Below are 16,589 nucleotides of genomic sequence, written 5' to 3'. Positions count from 1 at the left end.
CCAAAGGCCGCACGCAGGGCGATGGCATGATCGCCCGTTTGCCTTTGCTTATTAAATCAAATCCATACGTGCCCGATTTAGCTCGCTGTATCCTGTGTCGGCACAACGTTGACCGGTCCGGGATGGTTAAGGGCTTGTGGTATTCGTCCATGGTGAGACGGGAGGTGAATGCTCACCTCCCTGACAATCACTGCGATGAGCCTCCCTGTTCGACGATACGGATCGCTTCGATAATACCCTGATTGAACTTGTCCATGGTGACGGGTTTGCCGAGCAGGGCAATGTGATGGTGACTGCTCTGTTGCAGGCGTTGATCCTCGCCATAGGCGGTGACCATCAGAATCGGAATATGGCTGTTCACAGCCCTGATCTCTTCGGTCAGCGCCAGGCCATCCATGACCGGCATATGAAAGTCGGTGATAATCAGGTCAAAGGCTGCCATGTCTTTGCTGAACGTCTCAAGTGCCTGCAGCCCGTTCTCTGCCGTCTCCACCGTATGACCCAGTCGCATCAGCATCGCCTGATGAACCCGGAGAATTTCAGCGGCATCATCGATCAGCAGGATGCGCATCGGTGGTGGCACTTCGATGGAGGCGGGGGCCTGAGTCGGCGCCGCTATCGTGGCCGCATGCGTATGTTCGCGGAAGGGCGGAAGTACGATGGTGAATGTGGTCTCTTCATATGGCACTGAAGCAACGTTGATGGTTCCGTGATGACGTTTGACAATGCGCTGGACCATCGCCAGACCAAGGCCTGATCCGCCATGGTTGCTGCGGCTGGTCCAGAATGGTTTGAAGATAAGGTCGATATTTTCAGGCGCAATGCCGGGGCCGTCGTCAGATACCCGGATGCTGAGTGCGCCCATACCTGCAATGGCCAGATGATGGTTATGATCGCTGCTGATTGTGACCTGAATCAGACCGGCTGACTGGATCGATTGCATCGCATTATTGATCAGGTTCAGCAGCATTTGCTCAAGCTCAATGACAGTGATGGCGACATCAGGCAATTCATGATCAATACGGCAGTGCATCTGAATGCGCGCCGGCAGTTGCAGGCGGGCCAGTCCGGTGATGTTTTCCAGTGGTTTGATCATGGATTCACCCGAAGTTCGGACGATTTGGAGCGGGATGTTGTTTTTGTTATTTTTTCCCAGCTTCAGCAGGCGGGTAATCAGTTCAGAGCCCCGGTCTCCGGCGGCAATAATCGCATCCAGCTGCTCACATACGTCCTCCTTGTCCGACTCCATACGCAACAATTCGGCATAACCGATCATGTTGTTCAGCACATTGCGGAAATCATGCACGACCCCGGCAACCAGTGTCGACATGTAGCCCTCTTTATGAACCGCTTCGAGTTGCTCCTGCAACGTTTCGCGCTGGGTGATATCGAGAATGAAACAGACGCCAATGCGATGGGTTCGCCAGCGAACCGGTATCGCCGTACATGTCAGTTTCAACGGCGTACCGGCGCGATTGATGCCCCGTATATAAATGGTGTTGTTCTCATCCTTAAGCTGCAGATCCAGTGTCCGGGCACAGAAGTCAAACATCTCGCGGCTATCCTCAGGCAGGATCAGGCGATCCACGCACTCACCGGCCAGCATGGCATGATCCATCTGAAACAGCTCATGGATGGCCCTGTTGGTGTAGACAATCATCGGTTTGCCGTTCTGGTCCAGCTCAAAGGTGAATACCGGCACCGGACCCTGATCCAGCAGGTTGAATGAAGCCTCTTCCGCCTCGGTCTGCGCCTTGATCGCTTTCTCCGTGCGTTTGCCAATCATATATACATAGGCCGGCAGCAATAAAAGGGTGATCAGTTGCCAGTAAAGCAGAGAGGGATCATAGATGATCGGGGCAGCCGAGAGAGCGGCAACAGCTGCCATGATCGTCAGGCCGATCATGCTCATCACCTGGGTATAGAGGAGCATGCTGTTGCCAAAGCGGAAGCCGTTACCGAAGATGATCAGCAGGTAGGCAAAGTAGATGCCACTGTTACCGCCGCCATCCACCAGCATGCCGAAGCTGACGACGGTGACATCGAGCACCGGCATGGAAATGGTGCGCAAGGCCGATAGCGGATTTTTGCGGATGGTAAACAGCGAGATAATATTGGCCAGAAAGTATAAGCCGGATGTGATCAGGAATGGTGTGCGGTAATATTCGAAATTGGCACCGTGTAATGACAGGAAGAGCAGGGCAAGAGTAGCAAAGCCGAGTCGCGCCCAGCTCTGTTCTATCTGGGTTTCGCTCAGTGACTTGTCTGCCGGTCGACCGCTATTGTTCAGTAGCCAGTGCTCGATGATATATTGTCTCATACGCTCTCCCGCCCGCTTTTAAGGGCGTCAGCCATCATATCGATGAAGTGATGATCAAGGAAGAATGGATGGCAATCAGTATCAGCGCTGCCATTTACAGAATGATGTGCTAAAGTGCGCCGCGCCTGCAGCTGCACGGGCTTGATATCATCGCATGCGACATCATCGAAGCAGGAGTTTTCCATGTTATACGTTGCCGTTAGGGCTGCCAGAAGAGCGGGGGATTTGATTGCCCGCGCCTATGATGAGCGTGATGACCTGAAAGTAAGTAAAAAGAGCGATCGTGACTATGTGACCGACATTGATCAGCGCGCTGAAGCCCTGATCGTACGCGAGATCTCCAAACACTACCCGGATCACGGCATTGTCGGTGAGGAGATGGAGCGCAGCATCAATCCGGATGCGGCGATTCAGTGGTATATTGATCCGCTTGATGGCACAACCAACTTTATTCATGGCTATCCTCATTTTGCCGTCTCCATCGCTGCATGGAAGCAGGGCAAGCCGATGCTGGCCGTGATTCATGATCCGATCCGGGATGAAACATTTGAGGCTCGTAATGGTGGCGGCGCCTTCCTTAATCGCAGACGTCTGCGTGTCAGTGGTGAAAAGCGCCTGGATCATGCCCTGTTTGCCTCAGGCATGCCGCCATATCGCCGCGATACGGTTGATCTGTTCCAGAAGCGGATGGATGCATGTATGCGTGCCATGGACGGATATCGTCGGGGTGGCTCTGCCGCACTTGATCTTGCCTATGTCGCTGCCGGTCGTCTGGATGCCTATTGGGAGGCAGGTCTGCGCGAGTGGGATATTGCCGCCGGCTATCTGCTGGTTCAGGAAGCAGGTGGTATCGCAACCGATCTTGAGTCCGGCACGCTGGATCTGACCAAGGGCGATATCCTGGCTGCCAATCCTGATCTGCATGCCAAGGTTGCAGCACTGTTGAAAGTATAACTGTCGGGGCTTTCCCGCCCGAACAGTCAGCATGAATCCGGAGGAGGAGAGGTGTGATGCCTCTCCTCTTTTTTTGTCCGCTTTGCAGCTTGTCAGTACATTGCCGATGCACAGCTCTTTTGCCATGGATGCCACCAGAGGTAAAAGTCCGGCTTATTATCCTGTTATAAATCAGATGTTTATGCGTATTGTTTGAAAAGAGGGAAGGGAGGTTTGTAGCGCGGGGCTGGCGGGAAACCTTCAGTCCATCGTGTACGGGCTTCAGGGACTTTTAGTGCCCTTCCCGGCGTAACAGCAGAAACACTGCCGTACCACCATATACCAGACTTGGCAGCCAGGCAGCAAAAGCAGGCGGAATCCGGTTGCTGCCGGCCAAAAGATAACCGGCATTACCGAAGACATAGAATGCCAGGCCCAGTGATAGTGAGAGGACCAGCCCCCATGAAGCCTGGTTGTTGCGATTGCCGGCATGCAGGCAGAGTGCAGCAGCCATGATCACCATCAGCAGGCATGCGAATGGTGCGGAAAATTTACGTTGCAGTGCATAGGTATATGCACCCGTACCCAGGCCCGCATGTTTCAGCTCACCGATATAGCGATGGAGCTCGGCAAAGTTCATGTGATGGGCATTGGGCAGCTCGACCGCCTCAGGGCCGATATCGGAAATGATTTCCATTGTTTCCCGTTGTTCCATGTGCATCATCTGATCATCGGTAGGGGTACTGATCAGAGCCTTGCTCAGGTGCCATACACCGTTGCTGTAGCTGGCGCGGGGGCTGTCGATGCGCTCAAGCCAGCTGCCCTGCGGGTCGGTTTTCAGCACCAGCATGGCAAACTGGTGGTCTGCCAGCGGGGTCAGACGGAAAAAGCTGCGCCCATCCTTAAGCCATTGAATGCCTTGCTTATTACTCTGTTTGTGCTGGATATGAATCTCTTCGATCGAGTCGAGGCGCTGGTTGGTGACAGGGGTGACCCATTCACCGATGATAAAACTGGTCAGGGCGGCCATGCCGGCGACCGCCGCCAGCGGAATCAGAATTTTGCTGATGCCCATGCCTGCTGCCCGGATGGCAACCAGCTCCTGATTGCGGGAGAGCTCGATCAGATAAAGGCTGGCACCGATCAGCACGATAATCGGCATGAACTCGGCGAGCATAAAGGGAATCTTCAGCAGCATGTATTCGATCATCAGTGCGGCGTCTAGGCCGTGCCCGAGATAACGGGCTTTATCGAACGATTCGACGATAATAAATATGGCCAGCAGCGCTGACATGGTGATCAGCGAACGACTCAGGCAACCGAAAAATATCCAGCGGAAAACGACAGGCATGGGGGTAACGCTATGCGCCAATGTCAGTCAGTGGAAGTGGTGACCGTGTATTTATCCCGGGCGATGTGAATGTGGTTGCCGGCAGCAATTTTTCTGGCTCTGTCATTGCGTCGTGTCAGTATGGTGGCGTGAGGTGATGATGAAACGAATGCTTTATTTGCTTGCACTGCTGTCATTGCTGGGTGGCTGTGTAGCCACTGCCGTAAGTACGGCAGTGGATGTGACCACCGAGGTGATCAAGGTGCCATTCAAGGTCGGGGGCGCTGTGGTTGATGCTGTCAGCAGTGATGGCGAGGGCGATAAAAAAGAGAAGTAACGTTTTCAGGCTTACGTGTGCGAGCCATCGACGACAGTAGAGTCAGCATCTGCCAGTGAATGAAAAACGAAGGGCCCGTTGATCACAACGGGCCCTTCGTTTTGTTATTTCAGGAACAGGGTGTAGGCAGGGTTTTCCGATTCATTCACATAGGGATAGCCAAGTCCGTCAAGGTACTGCTCGAATGCCTCCCGATCACCTGGGGGTACTTCGACACCGGCCAGTACACGTCCGAATGCGGCCGCATGGTTGCGATAGTGGAACAGGGATATATTCCACCGTCCACCGGCGCGGCTTAAAAACTCAAGCAGGGCACCGGGCCGTTCCGGGAACTCAAAACGATAGAGCAGTTCGTTTTCCACCAGCGGGCAGCGGCCACCAACCATGTGGCGGATATGCAGCTTGGCCAGCTCATTGTCGAGCAGGTTCAGTGTCGGCAGTCCGGCTGCTTCCATGGTCTGTTGCAGCTTTTCCGCCTCCGCTGCATTGGCAATACTGATGCCGGCAAATACATGCGCCTCACTGCGGCTGGACATGCGGTAGTTGAATTCGGTGATGTTGTGGTTGCCGATAATGCGGCAGAACTCGAGAAATGAACCGGGGCGCTCGGGGATGGTGACGGCAAACAGCGCTTCGCGCCCTTCGCCCATTTCTGTTCTCTCGGCCACATGGCGAAGGCGGTCGAAGTTCATGTTGGCGCCACTGTTAATGGCTGCCAGTAACTGGCCGCGCACACCGGTCTGGCGTACATATTTCTTCAGGCCGGCTACGCCCAGCGCACCGGCTGGTTCGACAATCGAGCGATTATCCTCGTAAATATCCTTGATGGCGGCACAGATCTCATCGGTATCGACAAGAAGAATGTCATCGACATAGCGCCGGACCAGATCAAAGGTGTACTCGCCGACCTTTTTGACGGCGACACCATCGGCAAAGATGCCGACCTGCGGCAGGGTCACGCGTTCGCCAGCCCTGATGGAATCATGCATGGCGGCGGAATCGACCGGTTCAACACCGATAATACGGGTGTTCGGTGAGTGGGTTTTCAGATACAGCGCGATGCCGGCAATCAGACCGCCGCCACCGATGGGGACAAATACCGCATCCAGATCACCCGGATACTGGCGCATCATCTCTTCAGCAATGGTGCCCTGGCCGGCAATGACCAGGGGGTCATCGTAGGGGTGGACGAATGTCATCTGATGTTCACGGCAGAGACGATCGGCTTCGACGCTGGCATCGGAATAGTTGTCACCGAAGAGAACGACATTGGCTCCCATACGGCGTACGGCATTCACCTTCAGCTCGGGCGTCGTGACCGGCATGACGATGGTGGCGGTGATGCCAAGACGATGACTGGCAAGCGCTACGCCCTGGGCATGGTTGCCCGCCGATGCGCAGATGACACCGCGCTGGCGCTCTTCATCGGTTAACTGGGCAATTTTGTTGTAGGCACCGCGCAACTTGAATGAGAAAACCTGTTGCAGATCCTCACGTTTGAAGAGCACTTCATTATGAAGACGGGCGGATAGTTTGGGGGCAAGCTCCAGCGGAGATTCGATCGCGACATCATAGACGCGTGCCTGTTCGATAGCTTCAAGGTATAAATCGCACATAGGGGCGGCTTCTACCATGAATGTCAGGCGGATTCGAGTTTGAAAATTGAGGTGATCGGGAAAATGGAGCGGGGACTTGGTTATGCCGAGGCCTGTTTCGAGACGTTCAGGGTGATCCGGGGCGAGATCTTTGCCTGGCCGCTGCATGCGGCGAGGTTGCAGCGGGGATTACAGGCGTTTTCCATTGGATTGAACGATGATCATCTGGCCCGGCTTTATGCCGGTTGTATTCGTGCTGCGGCAGATCATGGCCATGATGTACTGATCCGGCTGACGGTATCGGGTGGTGAAGCGCCATGGGGGCTGTTTGCTGCTGGCGGTGAGCCGGTCATCAGGATTCAGGCGATGCCGTATCATGCACAGTTACAGCCGGTTCAGTTAACGCTGCTCGAATGGCATCACCCGCCGGCCGCACGGGTGGCGAAATTTACAGCCGATTATGCGCTTACCTTGCGGGCATTGCAGGGGGTGGGGCATGCCAATGTACTGTTTAGTCATGAGCAGCAGCTGCTTTGTGCAGCGACGGCCAATGTGATGATTCGCAGAGGCGGTCAGTGGTGGACGCCGGCGTTAAGCGCAGGGGTCCTGCCGGGTATTATCAGGCAGCAGCTGATTCTGGCGGGCGTTGTGCATGAGGCTGCATGCCCTGTGACATGGCTTGAGGATTGTGAGGCTATCGCACTGACAGCAAGTGGTTTTTTTGTTCGTAACGTTGGCTCGATCATCAGTGAGAAAGGGGTGCTCATGAAGGCGGGCCGGTGTGATGAGTTGACCACCTGCCTCGCCGGTCATGCCGGTGTTCCGGAGGATATGGATGCGTAAATTGATATGGTTGTTGCTGGCCCTGCTGCTGTTGCCACTGGCAGCCGGAGGCTGGTTTTATGCTCAGGTGGGCAAGCCTTATGCGCCGGCCTCAGCAGTGGAGTTGATGATTCCGCCGGGGACAGCCAGCAGCCATATCGCCCGTATGCTGGAGGAAAAAGGGGTGGTCTCCTCAGCACTGGTATTCCGTTTGTGGTTGCGTTTGAATCATGGTGAAAACGGGCTGAAGAGCGGCCTTTACCGGTTTGAGCATGCTGATTCGATGCGGACGATTGTGCAGCGTCTGGAAAAGGGCGATGTCATGCATTTTAGTGTGACGGTACCGGAAGGGTTGCGCAATGACGAAATCATACAGTTGCTGGCGACACAGACGGGAGTTCCGGTAGAAAAATGGCAACAGAGCCTGAAGTCGCTGATCAGTGGTGAAACAGAAGGGCGGCTGTTGCCGGAAACATGGGAGTATACGAAACCGCTGGATCCGCAGCGGCTGCTTAAAACGATAGTGCAGGCCCAGCAACAACTGCTCGATAGCCTGACCAGCGATGCCGAACAGCAACAGCGGCTGCGCATTATGGCTTCTGTGATTGAGAAAGAGACAGCTCTGGACCGCGAGCGTCCGCTGGTATCGGCGGCCATTCATAATCGCCTGAAAAAGGGGATGCCGCTGCAGATGGATCCGACCGTGATTTACGGTATTTACCGCACCAAAGGCTCTTTTTCGGGCAATATCCACAAGCAGGATCTCTCCACCGATACGCTTTGGAATACCTATACGCGCAAGGGCTTGCCACCGACACCGATCTGTAATCCGGGTGCTGCCTCATTGCGTGCAGCGGCAGCGCCGGCAGATGTCAGTTATCTCTATTTTGTTGCCGATGGCAGTGGCGGTCATGCCTTTGCCTCGACGCTGGCCGAGCATGATAAAAACGTGCGCCAGTGGGTTCGTATTGAGCGCCAGCGTAACCAGGGTAAATAGATGAGTGATATCGACCAGGTTTTGATTATCGAGCTGGAAATTCCGCAACAGCAGCAGATCTTGTTGCAATCGATCCTGCAGGGAGAAGACGGGCTCGGCGTGGTTCGCAGTTTTGATCGGGTCAGCGGACGTCAGCAGTTCTGGACGACTCCGGGTCAGCGTGAAGAGGCTTATGCCTGGCTGCACAGCCTGCCGGAGGCCATTGGTTGCCGGATTACCGGTGAATGGTTGTGGCAAAAGCCCGCTGATCCGCAGTGAATCCGCTGCCCGCAGAGGGGTAGTGAATACTGTTGTATGCAATCAAATGTACCGATGGCAAATGATATATCTGCCCGCGCAGCCGATATATCGGATCACTCCGAGGGCGATTATGTTCGACATGCCTGCCATGGGGGAGGATGCCAGCCAGTCGTTGTATCAAACAAGTGCCCGCAAGTCGCTTTCGAAGTCGTAGCGCTGATCATGCAGTGCTGAGGGGAAGTGATTTTAAATCAGCCACAGGGAAACGCTGATTAACTCGGCGCTTCCCTGTGGCTGCAGGATGCAGCGAGACAAATCAGACGCGTAAGTGTCTGATTTGTAAGTAAAGACATAATGACTCGGGCATCATGCCCTTGCCCTGCGGGCGGCTGTTGGCCATCCAATCGGCTTCCTGCCTCTTTGTCACGCTTTTGTCTTGGCGGACTGATTGTTGTCAGGATGGCAATACAATGACATCTCCACTGCCAATGCAGGCCGTGCGCGAGAACAGGGTAAGCCACGACTTGAAAAGGTAGTTATATATTCTGTGACTATTCACAGGCGTGACGGAAATAGGCGGCCCTGATCAAAAGAGGCTGCGGCTTCGATACTTTTATTTATCTGCATATTCCCGGGGCGATCATCCGGCGCCGATGGTCGTGGAATTAAAAACGCATGGCGTCGAGGATAAATCGGGTTAGGGTGCGGCGATGTTTACCGGAATTATTCAGGATGTAGGCCGAATTGCCGTAGTCAGGCGCGAGCCTCAGCAGATGCATATCGAGGTGCAGACCTCGCTGCAGATGCAGGGGTGGCAGCTTGGTGATTCGGTTGCCGTCAATGGCTGCTGCCTGACGGTGACAGCATTTCCTGCAACAGATCGTTTTGCCGCAACACTTTCGCCTGAAACCCTGGCGCTGACCTGTTTTTCATCGGCGGCCGTGGGTGATGCGGTGAATCTGGAGCCTGCCCTTCGTATGGGTGATGCACTTGGCGGTCATATGGTCAGTGGTCATGTCGATGGTATGGGGCATCTCTGCCGGCTGACCGAGGTGGGTGAGCACCGCGTACTTGAGTTTGAGCTGCCGGTATCACTTGCCCGCTATGTGGTGGTGAAGGGCTCGGTGGCTGTGCACGGTGTCAGTCTGACGGTCAACGCAGTAGATGAATGTCGTTTCTCGGTGAATCTGATTCCGCATACGCTTGCTCATACCTCACTTGGTCAGCTTGTTGAGGGTGATGCCGTTAATATTGAAACCGATATGTACGGGCGTTACGTAGAACGGTTGAGTCAGTTTGCCGGTCGCTAAAAAGAACAACATGATAAGCAGCTTGCCCGATGCGGGTTTGCATCACTATTTACAGGAGCCCCAATGAGTCTCGCCAGCAGTCAGGAATTGATTGATGAGTTACGCGCCGGTCGCATGATTATTCTGGCCGATGATGAGGATCGCGAAAATGAAGGCGATCTGGTCATGGCCGCAGAGTGGGTGACTCCGGAAGCCATTAACTTTATGGCCACGCATGGTCGTGGTCTGATTTGTCTGGCCATGACGCAGGAGCACGCCGATCAGCTGCAATTGCCGTTGATGGTGGCCAATACCAATGCCAAGTTTAAAACCAATTTCACCATTTCTATTGAAGCGGCGGAAGGGGTGACCACGGGTATTTCGGCGTTTGATCGCGCGCATACCATTCGGACGGCAATACGCGATGACGCAACGCCGGCCGATATTCATACCCCGGGCCATGTGTTCCCTCTGGTGGGACGTGATGGCGGCCTGCTGGTGCGTGCCGGTCATACCGAGGCCAGTATCGATCTTGCCCGTCTGGCCGGTTTGAAAGCGGCGGGTGTGATCTGCGAGATTATGAATGATGACGGTTCGATGGCGCGCATGCCCGAGCTCAAGCAGTTTGCCCGTAAACACAACCTCAAGGTGGGCACGATTGCCGACGTGATCAGGCATCGCCTGCAGCATGACTCACTGGTCAAGCGAGAGGTTGAAGTGCGTATGCCGACCGAGTTTGGTGAATTCCGTATGATCGGTTACACCAATGCCATTGATGGTGCCGAACATGTGGCACTGGTGATGGGTGAGCCATCGGCTGAACGTCCGTGTATGGTGCGTGTCCACTCAGAGTGTCTGACCGGTGATGTGTTTGCCTCTCGTCGCTGTGACTGCGGCTCACAGCTGCATGCCGCCATGCGACAGGTCAGCGAAGCCGGTGAAGGGGTGATTCTTTATCTGCGTCAGGAAGGGCGGGGTATCGGCCTGCTGAACAAGTTGCGAGCCTACAACCTGCAGGATCAGGGGCATGATACGGTTGAGGCCAACCACAAACTCGGCTTTAAGGCCGACTTGCGGGACTACGGTATCGGCGCCCAGATTCTGCGTGATCTTGGCTTGAGAAGATTGAATCTTCTGACCAATAATCCGAAGAAAATCATCGCTTTGGATGGTTATGGTCTGGAAGTATGTGAACGTGTTCAGCTGGAAACCTCCTCGCATGAGGACAATATCGCCTATCTTACAACCAAGCGGGAGAAGATGGGGCACCTGCTGGATTTGAAAGGAGGCAAGGCATGAGTCTTGATGCACCGCACCTGGCGGGAAATGTGGATGCCACAGGGCTGAAGGTTGGCATTATTGTCAGTCGTTTTAATACCGAAATTACCGAGGCACTGCTTGATGGTGCTGTTCGTGCTCTGAAAGAGCATGGCAGCCTTGATGAAGATCTGATGATCATTCATGTGCCGGGTGCTTTTGAGATTGGTACGATTGCGGCCAAAATGGCCAACTCCGGGCGCTTTGATGCCATCGTTTGTCTCGGTTGTGTGATCCGTGGCGATACAGCTCACTTTGACTATGTCTGCCAGGGGGCGATGGATGCCATCGGTGTGGTTGCCCAGCGCGGGGATATCGGTGTGGGCAACGGTGTGTTGACGCTTGATACCGTCGAGCAGGCACGGGCGCGAATCGGTGGTGCCCACGGGCACAAGGGTGAAGAAGCAGCATTGACCGCAATCGAAGTGGCGCGTCAGTTACAGTATATAGAGCAGAAGCTGGAGGAATAGTGGCGAATCGTCATCAGGCGCGAGAATCGGCGCTGGAAACATTGTATGCATGGAGTTCGGCAGCTCAGGACGGTGGTATGATTCCCGATCTGCTGGCGACCCGTTTGCAGCATGAAGAGCGGGAAGATCAGGATGAGGCATATCTGCGTGAGGCTGTATATGCGATTACCGATCATGTGGATGCGCTCGATGAAATTATTAAAACAGCTGTGCGCGGCAGAAGTTTGCGATCAGTTGCCCAGGTTGAGATCAATGTGATCCGTCTGGCCGTCTGGGAGATGCAGAATCGTCTGGAGATTCCTTATCGAGTCATTATCAATGAAGCGCTTGAGCTGACCCGTGATTATGCCGGTGAGGCACCGCGCGGTTTTATCAATGGTGTGCTGGATAACCTGGCAAGACAACTGCGTCCGGATGAAGTGAAAGATAAAAAATAAGGGCTGATCACGGCAGAAGCAGTGCCTTGTAAGCTGCTTCTGCCTATGCCATGGCCGACTGCAGATGCCGTTCTGTTATTTATGAAATAATGGTTCAGAAACAGGCATCAATGTCGGTCTGTCAATGCGAATGATGAGGCGCATCAGGCGCGTGTCAGTGATACAGACAGCGCCAGGTAAGCCGAGTGGCCAAAGGCCTCCGATCTGGTGGTGTCGTCGGGTTGCGGTGATTGCCAGTTTCCGTACGCAGGCGCCGAATGAATCAGCGCTTCCTTAAGGAGATGCTGATTTATTGCCATCCTGGCAAAAATCAGTTCGCAAAGACAAAAGCGTTGTTTTGTCTTTGCTTACAAATCAGGCACTTACGCGTCTGATTTGGCGAGCCGTCCATGGCTCGCTCGGAAGCACCGAATGAATCAGCGCTTCCTTAATGGTTGGATAGATATGAATGATACGGATGCAATAGAACATTTACAGAAGAGCGGTCGCTATCGTGTGCTGGAGCGGTTGAATCCGCCCGCCCGTTATCTTGATGGCGCGCCATCAACAGCACGCATCGGTCTGGTTGTTGATACGGAAACAACAGGTATTGATACCGCCAGAGATAAAATCATCGAACTTGGTTTTGTTGCTTTCTCCTATGACGCTGCTTCCGGACAGGTCTATCAGGTGCTGCATGCATACGATGGTTTTGAGGATCCGGGTGAGCCGTTAAGTGATGTGGTCAAACAGCTGACGGGCATCAGCGATGCCATGGTGGCCGGTCAGCACCTCAATGATGATGAGATCACACACTGGCTGGCGCAGGCCGACCTGCTGATTGCCCATAATGCGGCATTTGATCGACAGATGATTGAGCGCCGTTTTCCGTTGGTACGGGAGAAAAACTGGGCCTGCACATTGATGGAAATCGACTGGCAGGCTGAGGGAATTGGAAGCAGGAAGCTCGATTATATCGCTTTTTGCCTGGGTTACTTTTTTGATGGTCACAGGGCAGTGATCGATGCGCAGGCGACGCTGCATCTGTTAACCCGGCAGCTACCGCAATCCGGACAGCGGGCCATGCAGGCGTTGCTGCTGAAAGCGCGCGAGAAGAGCAAGCGCTTTTTCGCCATCGGTGCTCCGTTTGAAATGAAGGATCAACTCAGACAGCGGGGTTATAACTGGCTGGCCGACGCTGCATTTACCGATCGCTCCGGTCATGTGAAGAAGGGAGTGTGGAGCAAGGTGGTGGCCATGACCGATGTGGCCGCTGAGGAGCTGTGGCTGGGGGGGACGGTATATGCGGGCAGGGCGGTGACGTACTCTGCCAGAGAGATCTCGGCGCAGGATCGTTATTCCGTTCGAGAGTTTTTGCCTGATGCAGGCTGAGGTGGTTTCAGGGTGATGATTGCATTGCTCCCCGTTGCTGTGTCATGCTGATGGGGTGGTCTGTTTCTTCTTTTGTTTTTGCAGTAATTATGATTTCTTTTCAGTCAATTGCATTCTCCGGCGAAGGTTACTTCTCCGGAGTGTGTGACGCTTCGGCCGCCGTTGCAGTGGGGCAGAACGGGATTCTGGTCGGAGAAGATGAGGGCGATCGACTGCAGCTTTATGCGATGAACGGGCATGTCCACGGGCCGCTCGCGCAGTTTGATTTTACTGCCGGGATGAAGCTCCCGGAACCTGATCGGGAGAGCGATATTGAAGGGGCCGCCAGATTGGGGCAGCGGATCTACTGGATCACCTCTCACGGGCGCAATGGTAAAGGCGTGCTGCATCCGAATCGTTACCGGTTGTTTGCCACGGATCTCGTCAGTGAGTCACCATTATCAGCGGTGAGCCTCTCCTGGGGAGGCAGTTACAGTCGGCTGCTGCAGGATGCGCTTGATGCACAAAGCTGGGATTCAGACCGTGCAGAGGTCACAGTCGTGATGCGTGCTCTGGAGCGGGCGGCCAGGCTTGACCAAAAACGGGTTAAGGCGCTGGCTCCGAAACGGGACGGGGTGAATATCGAGGCACTGGCCGCATGGCCGCAGGAGCAATCGCTGTTGATCGGTTTGCGTAACCCGCTTATTGAAGGCAAGGCGGTGGTACTTGAGTTGAAAAATCCGGCCGCATTGATGCGCGGGAGTGGTGTGAGGGCACGGTTCGGATTGCCGCAGCTGCTTGATCTTGGCGGGCTGGGGCTGCGCGATATGGCATATGATGCCGATAAGGGGCGTATGCTTATTATCGCCGGAAGAGCCGCTGCCGGTGGTCCGTTCAGGTTGTATCAGTGGCATCCGCATCAGGAGACGCCACCGGTTCTGCTCAGCAAGCTGGATGCCGGTCCGGGCTCGGCGCCGGAAGCACTGGTTGTGCGCGCTGGCACGGTGACCGTGCTCTATGATGATGGTGCTGTCGAACTTGCCGATGGTGCCTGCAAACAGGTGAAGAGAGGAAGCAAGCGCTTCCGCTATGCGCAGTATCGGCAGTGATATGGATATGAGCTTGCTGTGGGGCAGCAAGCAGCATCAACAGGCACTTGCTTGTTCAAGGGGAAATCGTACTATGCGAAAGGGGTTTAAACACGGGAATCGGGGGGGCGCTATGGTATGGAAGCCTGGCTGCTTGTTGATCATGCTGGCTGCTGCCGCACCTGCAAGGGCGGAAACACCGGTCGATCTTCTTTTTGATGAGCAGGATAGCGTCATTACGGCGACCGAGTCGCAGCGGGCACTGGGGCAGGCTCCGGCCATTGTCACTGTGATTACCGAGCAACAGATTCGTGATATGGGTGCCCATACCCTGATTGATGCATTGGAAACGGTACCCGGACTTGGTATCAGCTACCCTCAGGATTTCGGTACCAGCAATACCCTGACCGTACGCGGCCTTAAAACCACCGAGGCGGAAAAAACCCTGCTGCTGATTAACGGCCATCGCGTGAATAACCCTTATTCCGGCTCATGGAACTATCTTTTTGATGAGTTTCCGCTCGATGATGTGCGCCGGATTGAAATTATCCGTGGTCCCGGATCAGCTCTGTATGGTTCCAATGCCATGGCTGCGGTGATTCATGTCATTACCAATACTGCCGATGGGTTACATAGCTCGCGGGCGTCAGTTTCAGCCGGTAATAACGGTCTGCAGCGTGGCCATATCACCACCGGTAACAATAACGCCGAGCAGAAGGTGATGCTGAGTCTGGATGCATCATCCACCCATGGCAGCCGTTTGCCGGTGGCACGGGATGCTGTGGGGGCGAGCGGTACTACCAATTTCTGGCGTCGCCAGCAGTCTGGTTTTTTATCGTACTCGTCCGGAAACTGGTCACTGTTTGCCATGCAGGCCAACAAGCGCAGGGGCTCGTTGCTTGATGGTACCAACCAGATTGATCACAGTACCGATATTGCCATCCGTCAGAGTGTGGCGGCCCTGACCTGGAAGCAGGAGGGCGATGACTGGGATGCAGAGCTGCGTACGGATGCCGATCTGTTTAACCTGGATCCGAACTGGCAGTTGTACGGGGGGGCACTGACTGTTCGCTCACAGGTGAAGGATCTGACCCTCACCGGGCGCGGGCTGTTGCATTACCGTGGCTGGAAAAAGCAGGAGTGGACGCTCAGTCTGGGCTATGACCATATCCGGCAGTATGGTGTACGCACCTATAACAACGGGGTGGATGTTTCAGCGACGCTCAATCACAACCGTAATGCCGTGCGACAGGTGCCGGCACTGGTGATCCAGAACGAGTGGTCTCCTGTTTCACAACTGACCCTTACCACCGGTCTGCGCATGGAGCGCTACTCTGATGTCGGCAGCCACTTCTCGCCCCGTTTTGCCGCTATCTGGAGCCCGTCGGATATGCTCGATATCAAGGCGATGTACGGGCATGCATTCCGTGCGCCCAATTTTATCGAGCTTTACTCAAGCAATAACCCGTCCATTGTCGGCAATACGGCCATTCGACCTGAAACAGTCGATACCTTTGAGCTGGGCGGATCAGCCCATGATGGTATCTGGCATCTGGACAGCAACATCTACTATAGCCGTTACAATCGCCAGATCGCCCGGATTGCTCCAAGTCCGCTGACCATTAATGCCGGTCGTACGGATTTGAAAGGGGTGGAGATAGAGCTGCGTGCCGATGTGCAGAAAGGATTGTACGGCTCGCTGTTCTATACCTGGCAAACCGGTAGTAACAGCTCCACCGGTCAGAAATTGCCCGGTGTACCCAATCAGATGGTGCGCATCAGTGGTGATGCACCGCTGCCATTTGATACGCATCTGCACGGAGATGTACAGTGGACAGGCTCCCAGCAGCGTGCTTTGGGAGATCCCCGGCCTGCACTCGCCCCTACATGGGTGGCTGATCTGGCCATGCGTACCGGCAACCCGGTGGCAGGGCCCAGTGCAAGCTTTTCTGTGAAGAATCTGTTTAATCACAAGATATACAGTCCGCTTGCGACACCGACGATGTCGGATCTGCCGATATATGAGCGTCAGTTTATGCTTTCGCTCTCTTATGCGTATTAAGT

The 16,589-nt window shown here is 54.7% G+C and carries 15 protein-coding genes; 12 read left to right on the top strand and 3 right to left on the bottom strand.

Annotated elements, in window-relative coordinates; translation table 11 throughout:
* Positions 1-187 precede the first annotated feature (187 nt).
* The gene (locus FEF65_RS05535) at positions 188-2,320 is read right to left on the bottom strand and encodes a hybrid sensor histidine kinase/response regulator (RefSeq protein WP_138238803.1); all 2,133 of its coding nucleotides are present in this window, start codon (positions 2,318-2,320) and stop codon (positions 188-190) included.
* A gap of 183 nt (positions 2,321-2,503) precedes the next feature.
* Here FEF65_RS05535 and FEF65_RS05530 point away from each other — a divergent pair, with 183 nt between their 5' ends.
* Complete coding sequence (locus FEF65_RS05530; RefSeq protein WP_138238802.1) at positions 2,504-3,274, top strand: inositol monophosphatase family protein; 771 nt, start codon at positions 2,504-2,506, stop codon at positions 3,272-3,274.
* A gap of 271 nt (positions 3,275-3,545) precedes the next feature.
* Here the strand turns inward: FEF65_RS05530 and FEF65_RS05525 are convergent, their stop codons facing one another.
* The gene (locus tag FEF65_RS05525) at positions 3,546-4,604 is read right to left on the bottom strand and encodes an LptF/LptG family permease (protein ID WP_138238801.1); all 1,059 of its coding nucleotides are present in this window, start codon (positions 4,602-4,604) and stop codon (positions 3,546-3,548) included.
* Between the two features lie 139 nt (positions 4,605-4,743).
* On the opposite strand from FEF65_RS05525, the gene FEF65_RS13495 reads away from it, so the two are divergent.
* Positions 4,744-4,920, top strand: a complete 177-nt coding sequence (locus FEF65_RS13495; protein ID WP_162847941.1) for an NF038104 family lipoprotein — start codon at positions 4,744-4,746, stop codon at positions 4,918-4,920.
* Positions 4,921-5,024: 104 nt separating this feature from the next.
* Here FEF65_RS13495 and ilvA read toward each other — a convergent pair whose 3' ends face one another.
* The gene (gene ilvA / locus FEF65_RS05515; protein WP_138238799.1) at positions 5,025-6,536 is read right to left on the bottom strand and encodes a threonine ammonia-lyase, biosynthetic; all 1,512 of its coding nucleotides are present in this window, start codon (positions 6,534-6,536) and stop codon (positions 5,025-5,027) included.
* A 39-nt stretch (positions 6,537-6,575) separates the two neighbouring features.
* On the opposite strand from ilvA, the gene FEF65_RS05510 reads away from it, so the two are divergent.
* From FEF65_RS05510 to FEF65_RS05465, 10 genes are all read left to right on the top strand, one after another.
* Positions 6,576-7,358 carry an aminotransferase class IV gene (locus tag FEF65_RS05510; RefSeq protein ID WP_238701203.1) on the top strand — a complete coding sequence of 261 codons (783 nt, stop codon included), beginning with the start codon at positions 6,576-6,578 and terminating at the stop codon, positions 7,356-7,358.
* Entirely contained in the window at positions 7,351-8,334 is a 984-nt protein-coding gene (mltG, locus tag FEF65_RS05505; protein ID WP_238701202.1) for an endolytic transglycosylase MltG, read from the top strand. The genes FEF65_RS05510 and mltG overlap by 8 nt, the downstream gene beginning before the upstream one ends.
* Positions 8,335-8,592: a DUF4911 domain-containing protein gene (locus FEF65_RS05500; protein WP_138238798.1), complete on the top strand. Its 258-nt coding sequence runs from the start codon at positions 8,335-8,337 to the stop codon at positions 8,590-8,592.
* A gap of 692 nt (positions 8,593-9,284) precedes the next feature.
* Positions 9,285-9,884: a riboflavin synthase gene (locus FEF65_RS05495; RefSeq protein ID WP_138238797.1), complete on the top strand. Its 600-nt coding sequence runs from the start codon at positions 9,285-9,287 to the stop codon at positions 9,882-9,884.
* A gap of 63 nt (positions 9,885-9,947) precedes the next feature.
* Entirely contained in the window at positions 9,948-11,162 is a 1,215-nt protein-coding gene (locus FEF65_RS05490) for a bifunctional 3,4-dihydroxy-2-butanone-4-phosphate synthase/GTP cyclohydrolase II (RefSeq protein ID WP_138238796.1), read from the top strand.
* Positions 11,159-11,650 (top strand): 6,7-dimethyl-8-ribityllumazine synthase, encoded by a 492-nt coding sequence (ribH, locus tag FEF65_RS05485; protein ID WP_138238795.1) that lies wholly within the window; start codon positions 11,159-11,161, stop codon positions 11,648-11,650. The genes FEF65_RS05490 and ribH overlap by 4 nt, the downstream gene beginning before the upstream one ends.
* Positions 11,650-12,087 (top strand): transcription antitermination factor NusB, encoded by a 438-nt coding sequence (nusB, locus tag FEF65_RS05480; RefSeq protein ID WP_138238794.1) that lies wholly within the window; start codon positions 11,650-11,652, stop codon positions 12,085-12,087. Before ribH ends, nusB begins: the two co-directional genes overlap by 1 nt.
* A gap of 444 nt (positions 12,088-12,531) precedes the next feature.
* Complete coding sequence (locus FEF65_RS05475) at positions 12,532-13,458, top strand: 3'-5' exonuclease (protein WP_138238793.1); 927 nt, start codon at positions 12,532-12,534, stop codon at positions 13,456-13,458.
* An 89-nt stretch (positions 13,459-13,547) separates the two neighbouring features.
* Positions 13,548-14,546, top strand: a complete 999-nt coding sequence (locus FEF65_RS05470) for a DUF3616 domain-containing protein (RefSeq protein ID WP_161595185.1) — start codon at positions 13,548-13,550, stop codon at positions 14,544-14,546.
* Positions 14,547-14,658: 112 nt separating this feature from the next.
* On the top strand, positions 14,659-16,587 hold the full coding sequence (locus FEF65_RS05465; RefSeq protein ID WP_161595184.1) for a TonB-dependent receptor plug domain-containing protein: 1,929 nt from the start codon (positions 14,659-14,661) through the stop codon (positions 16,585-16,587).
* The last annotated feature ends 2 nt before the right edge of the window (positions 16,588-16,589 follow it).

Source organism: Mariprofundus erugo, from assembly GCF_005818865.1.
GTDB lineage: Bacteria > Pseudomonadota > Zetaproteobacteria > Mariprofundales > Mariprofundaceae > Mariprofundus > Mariprofundus erugo.
This window is presented reverse-complemented; position numbering and strand designations above follow the sequence as displayed.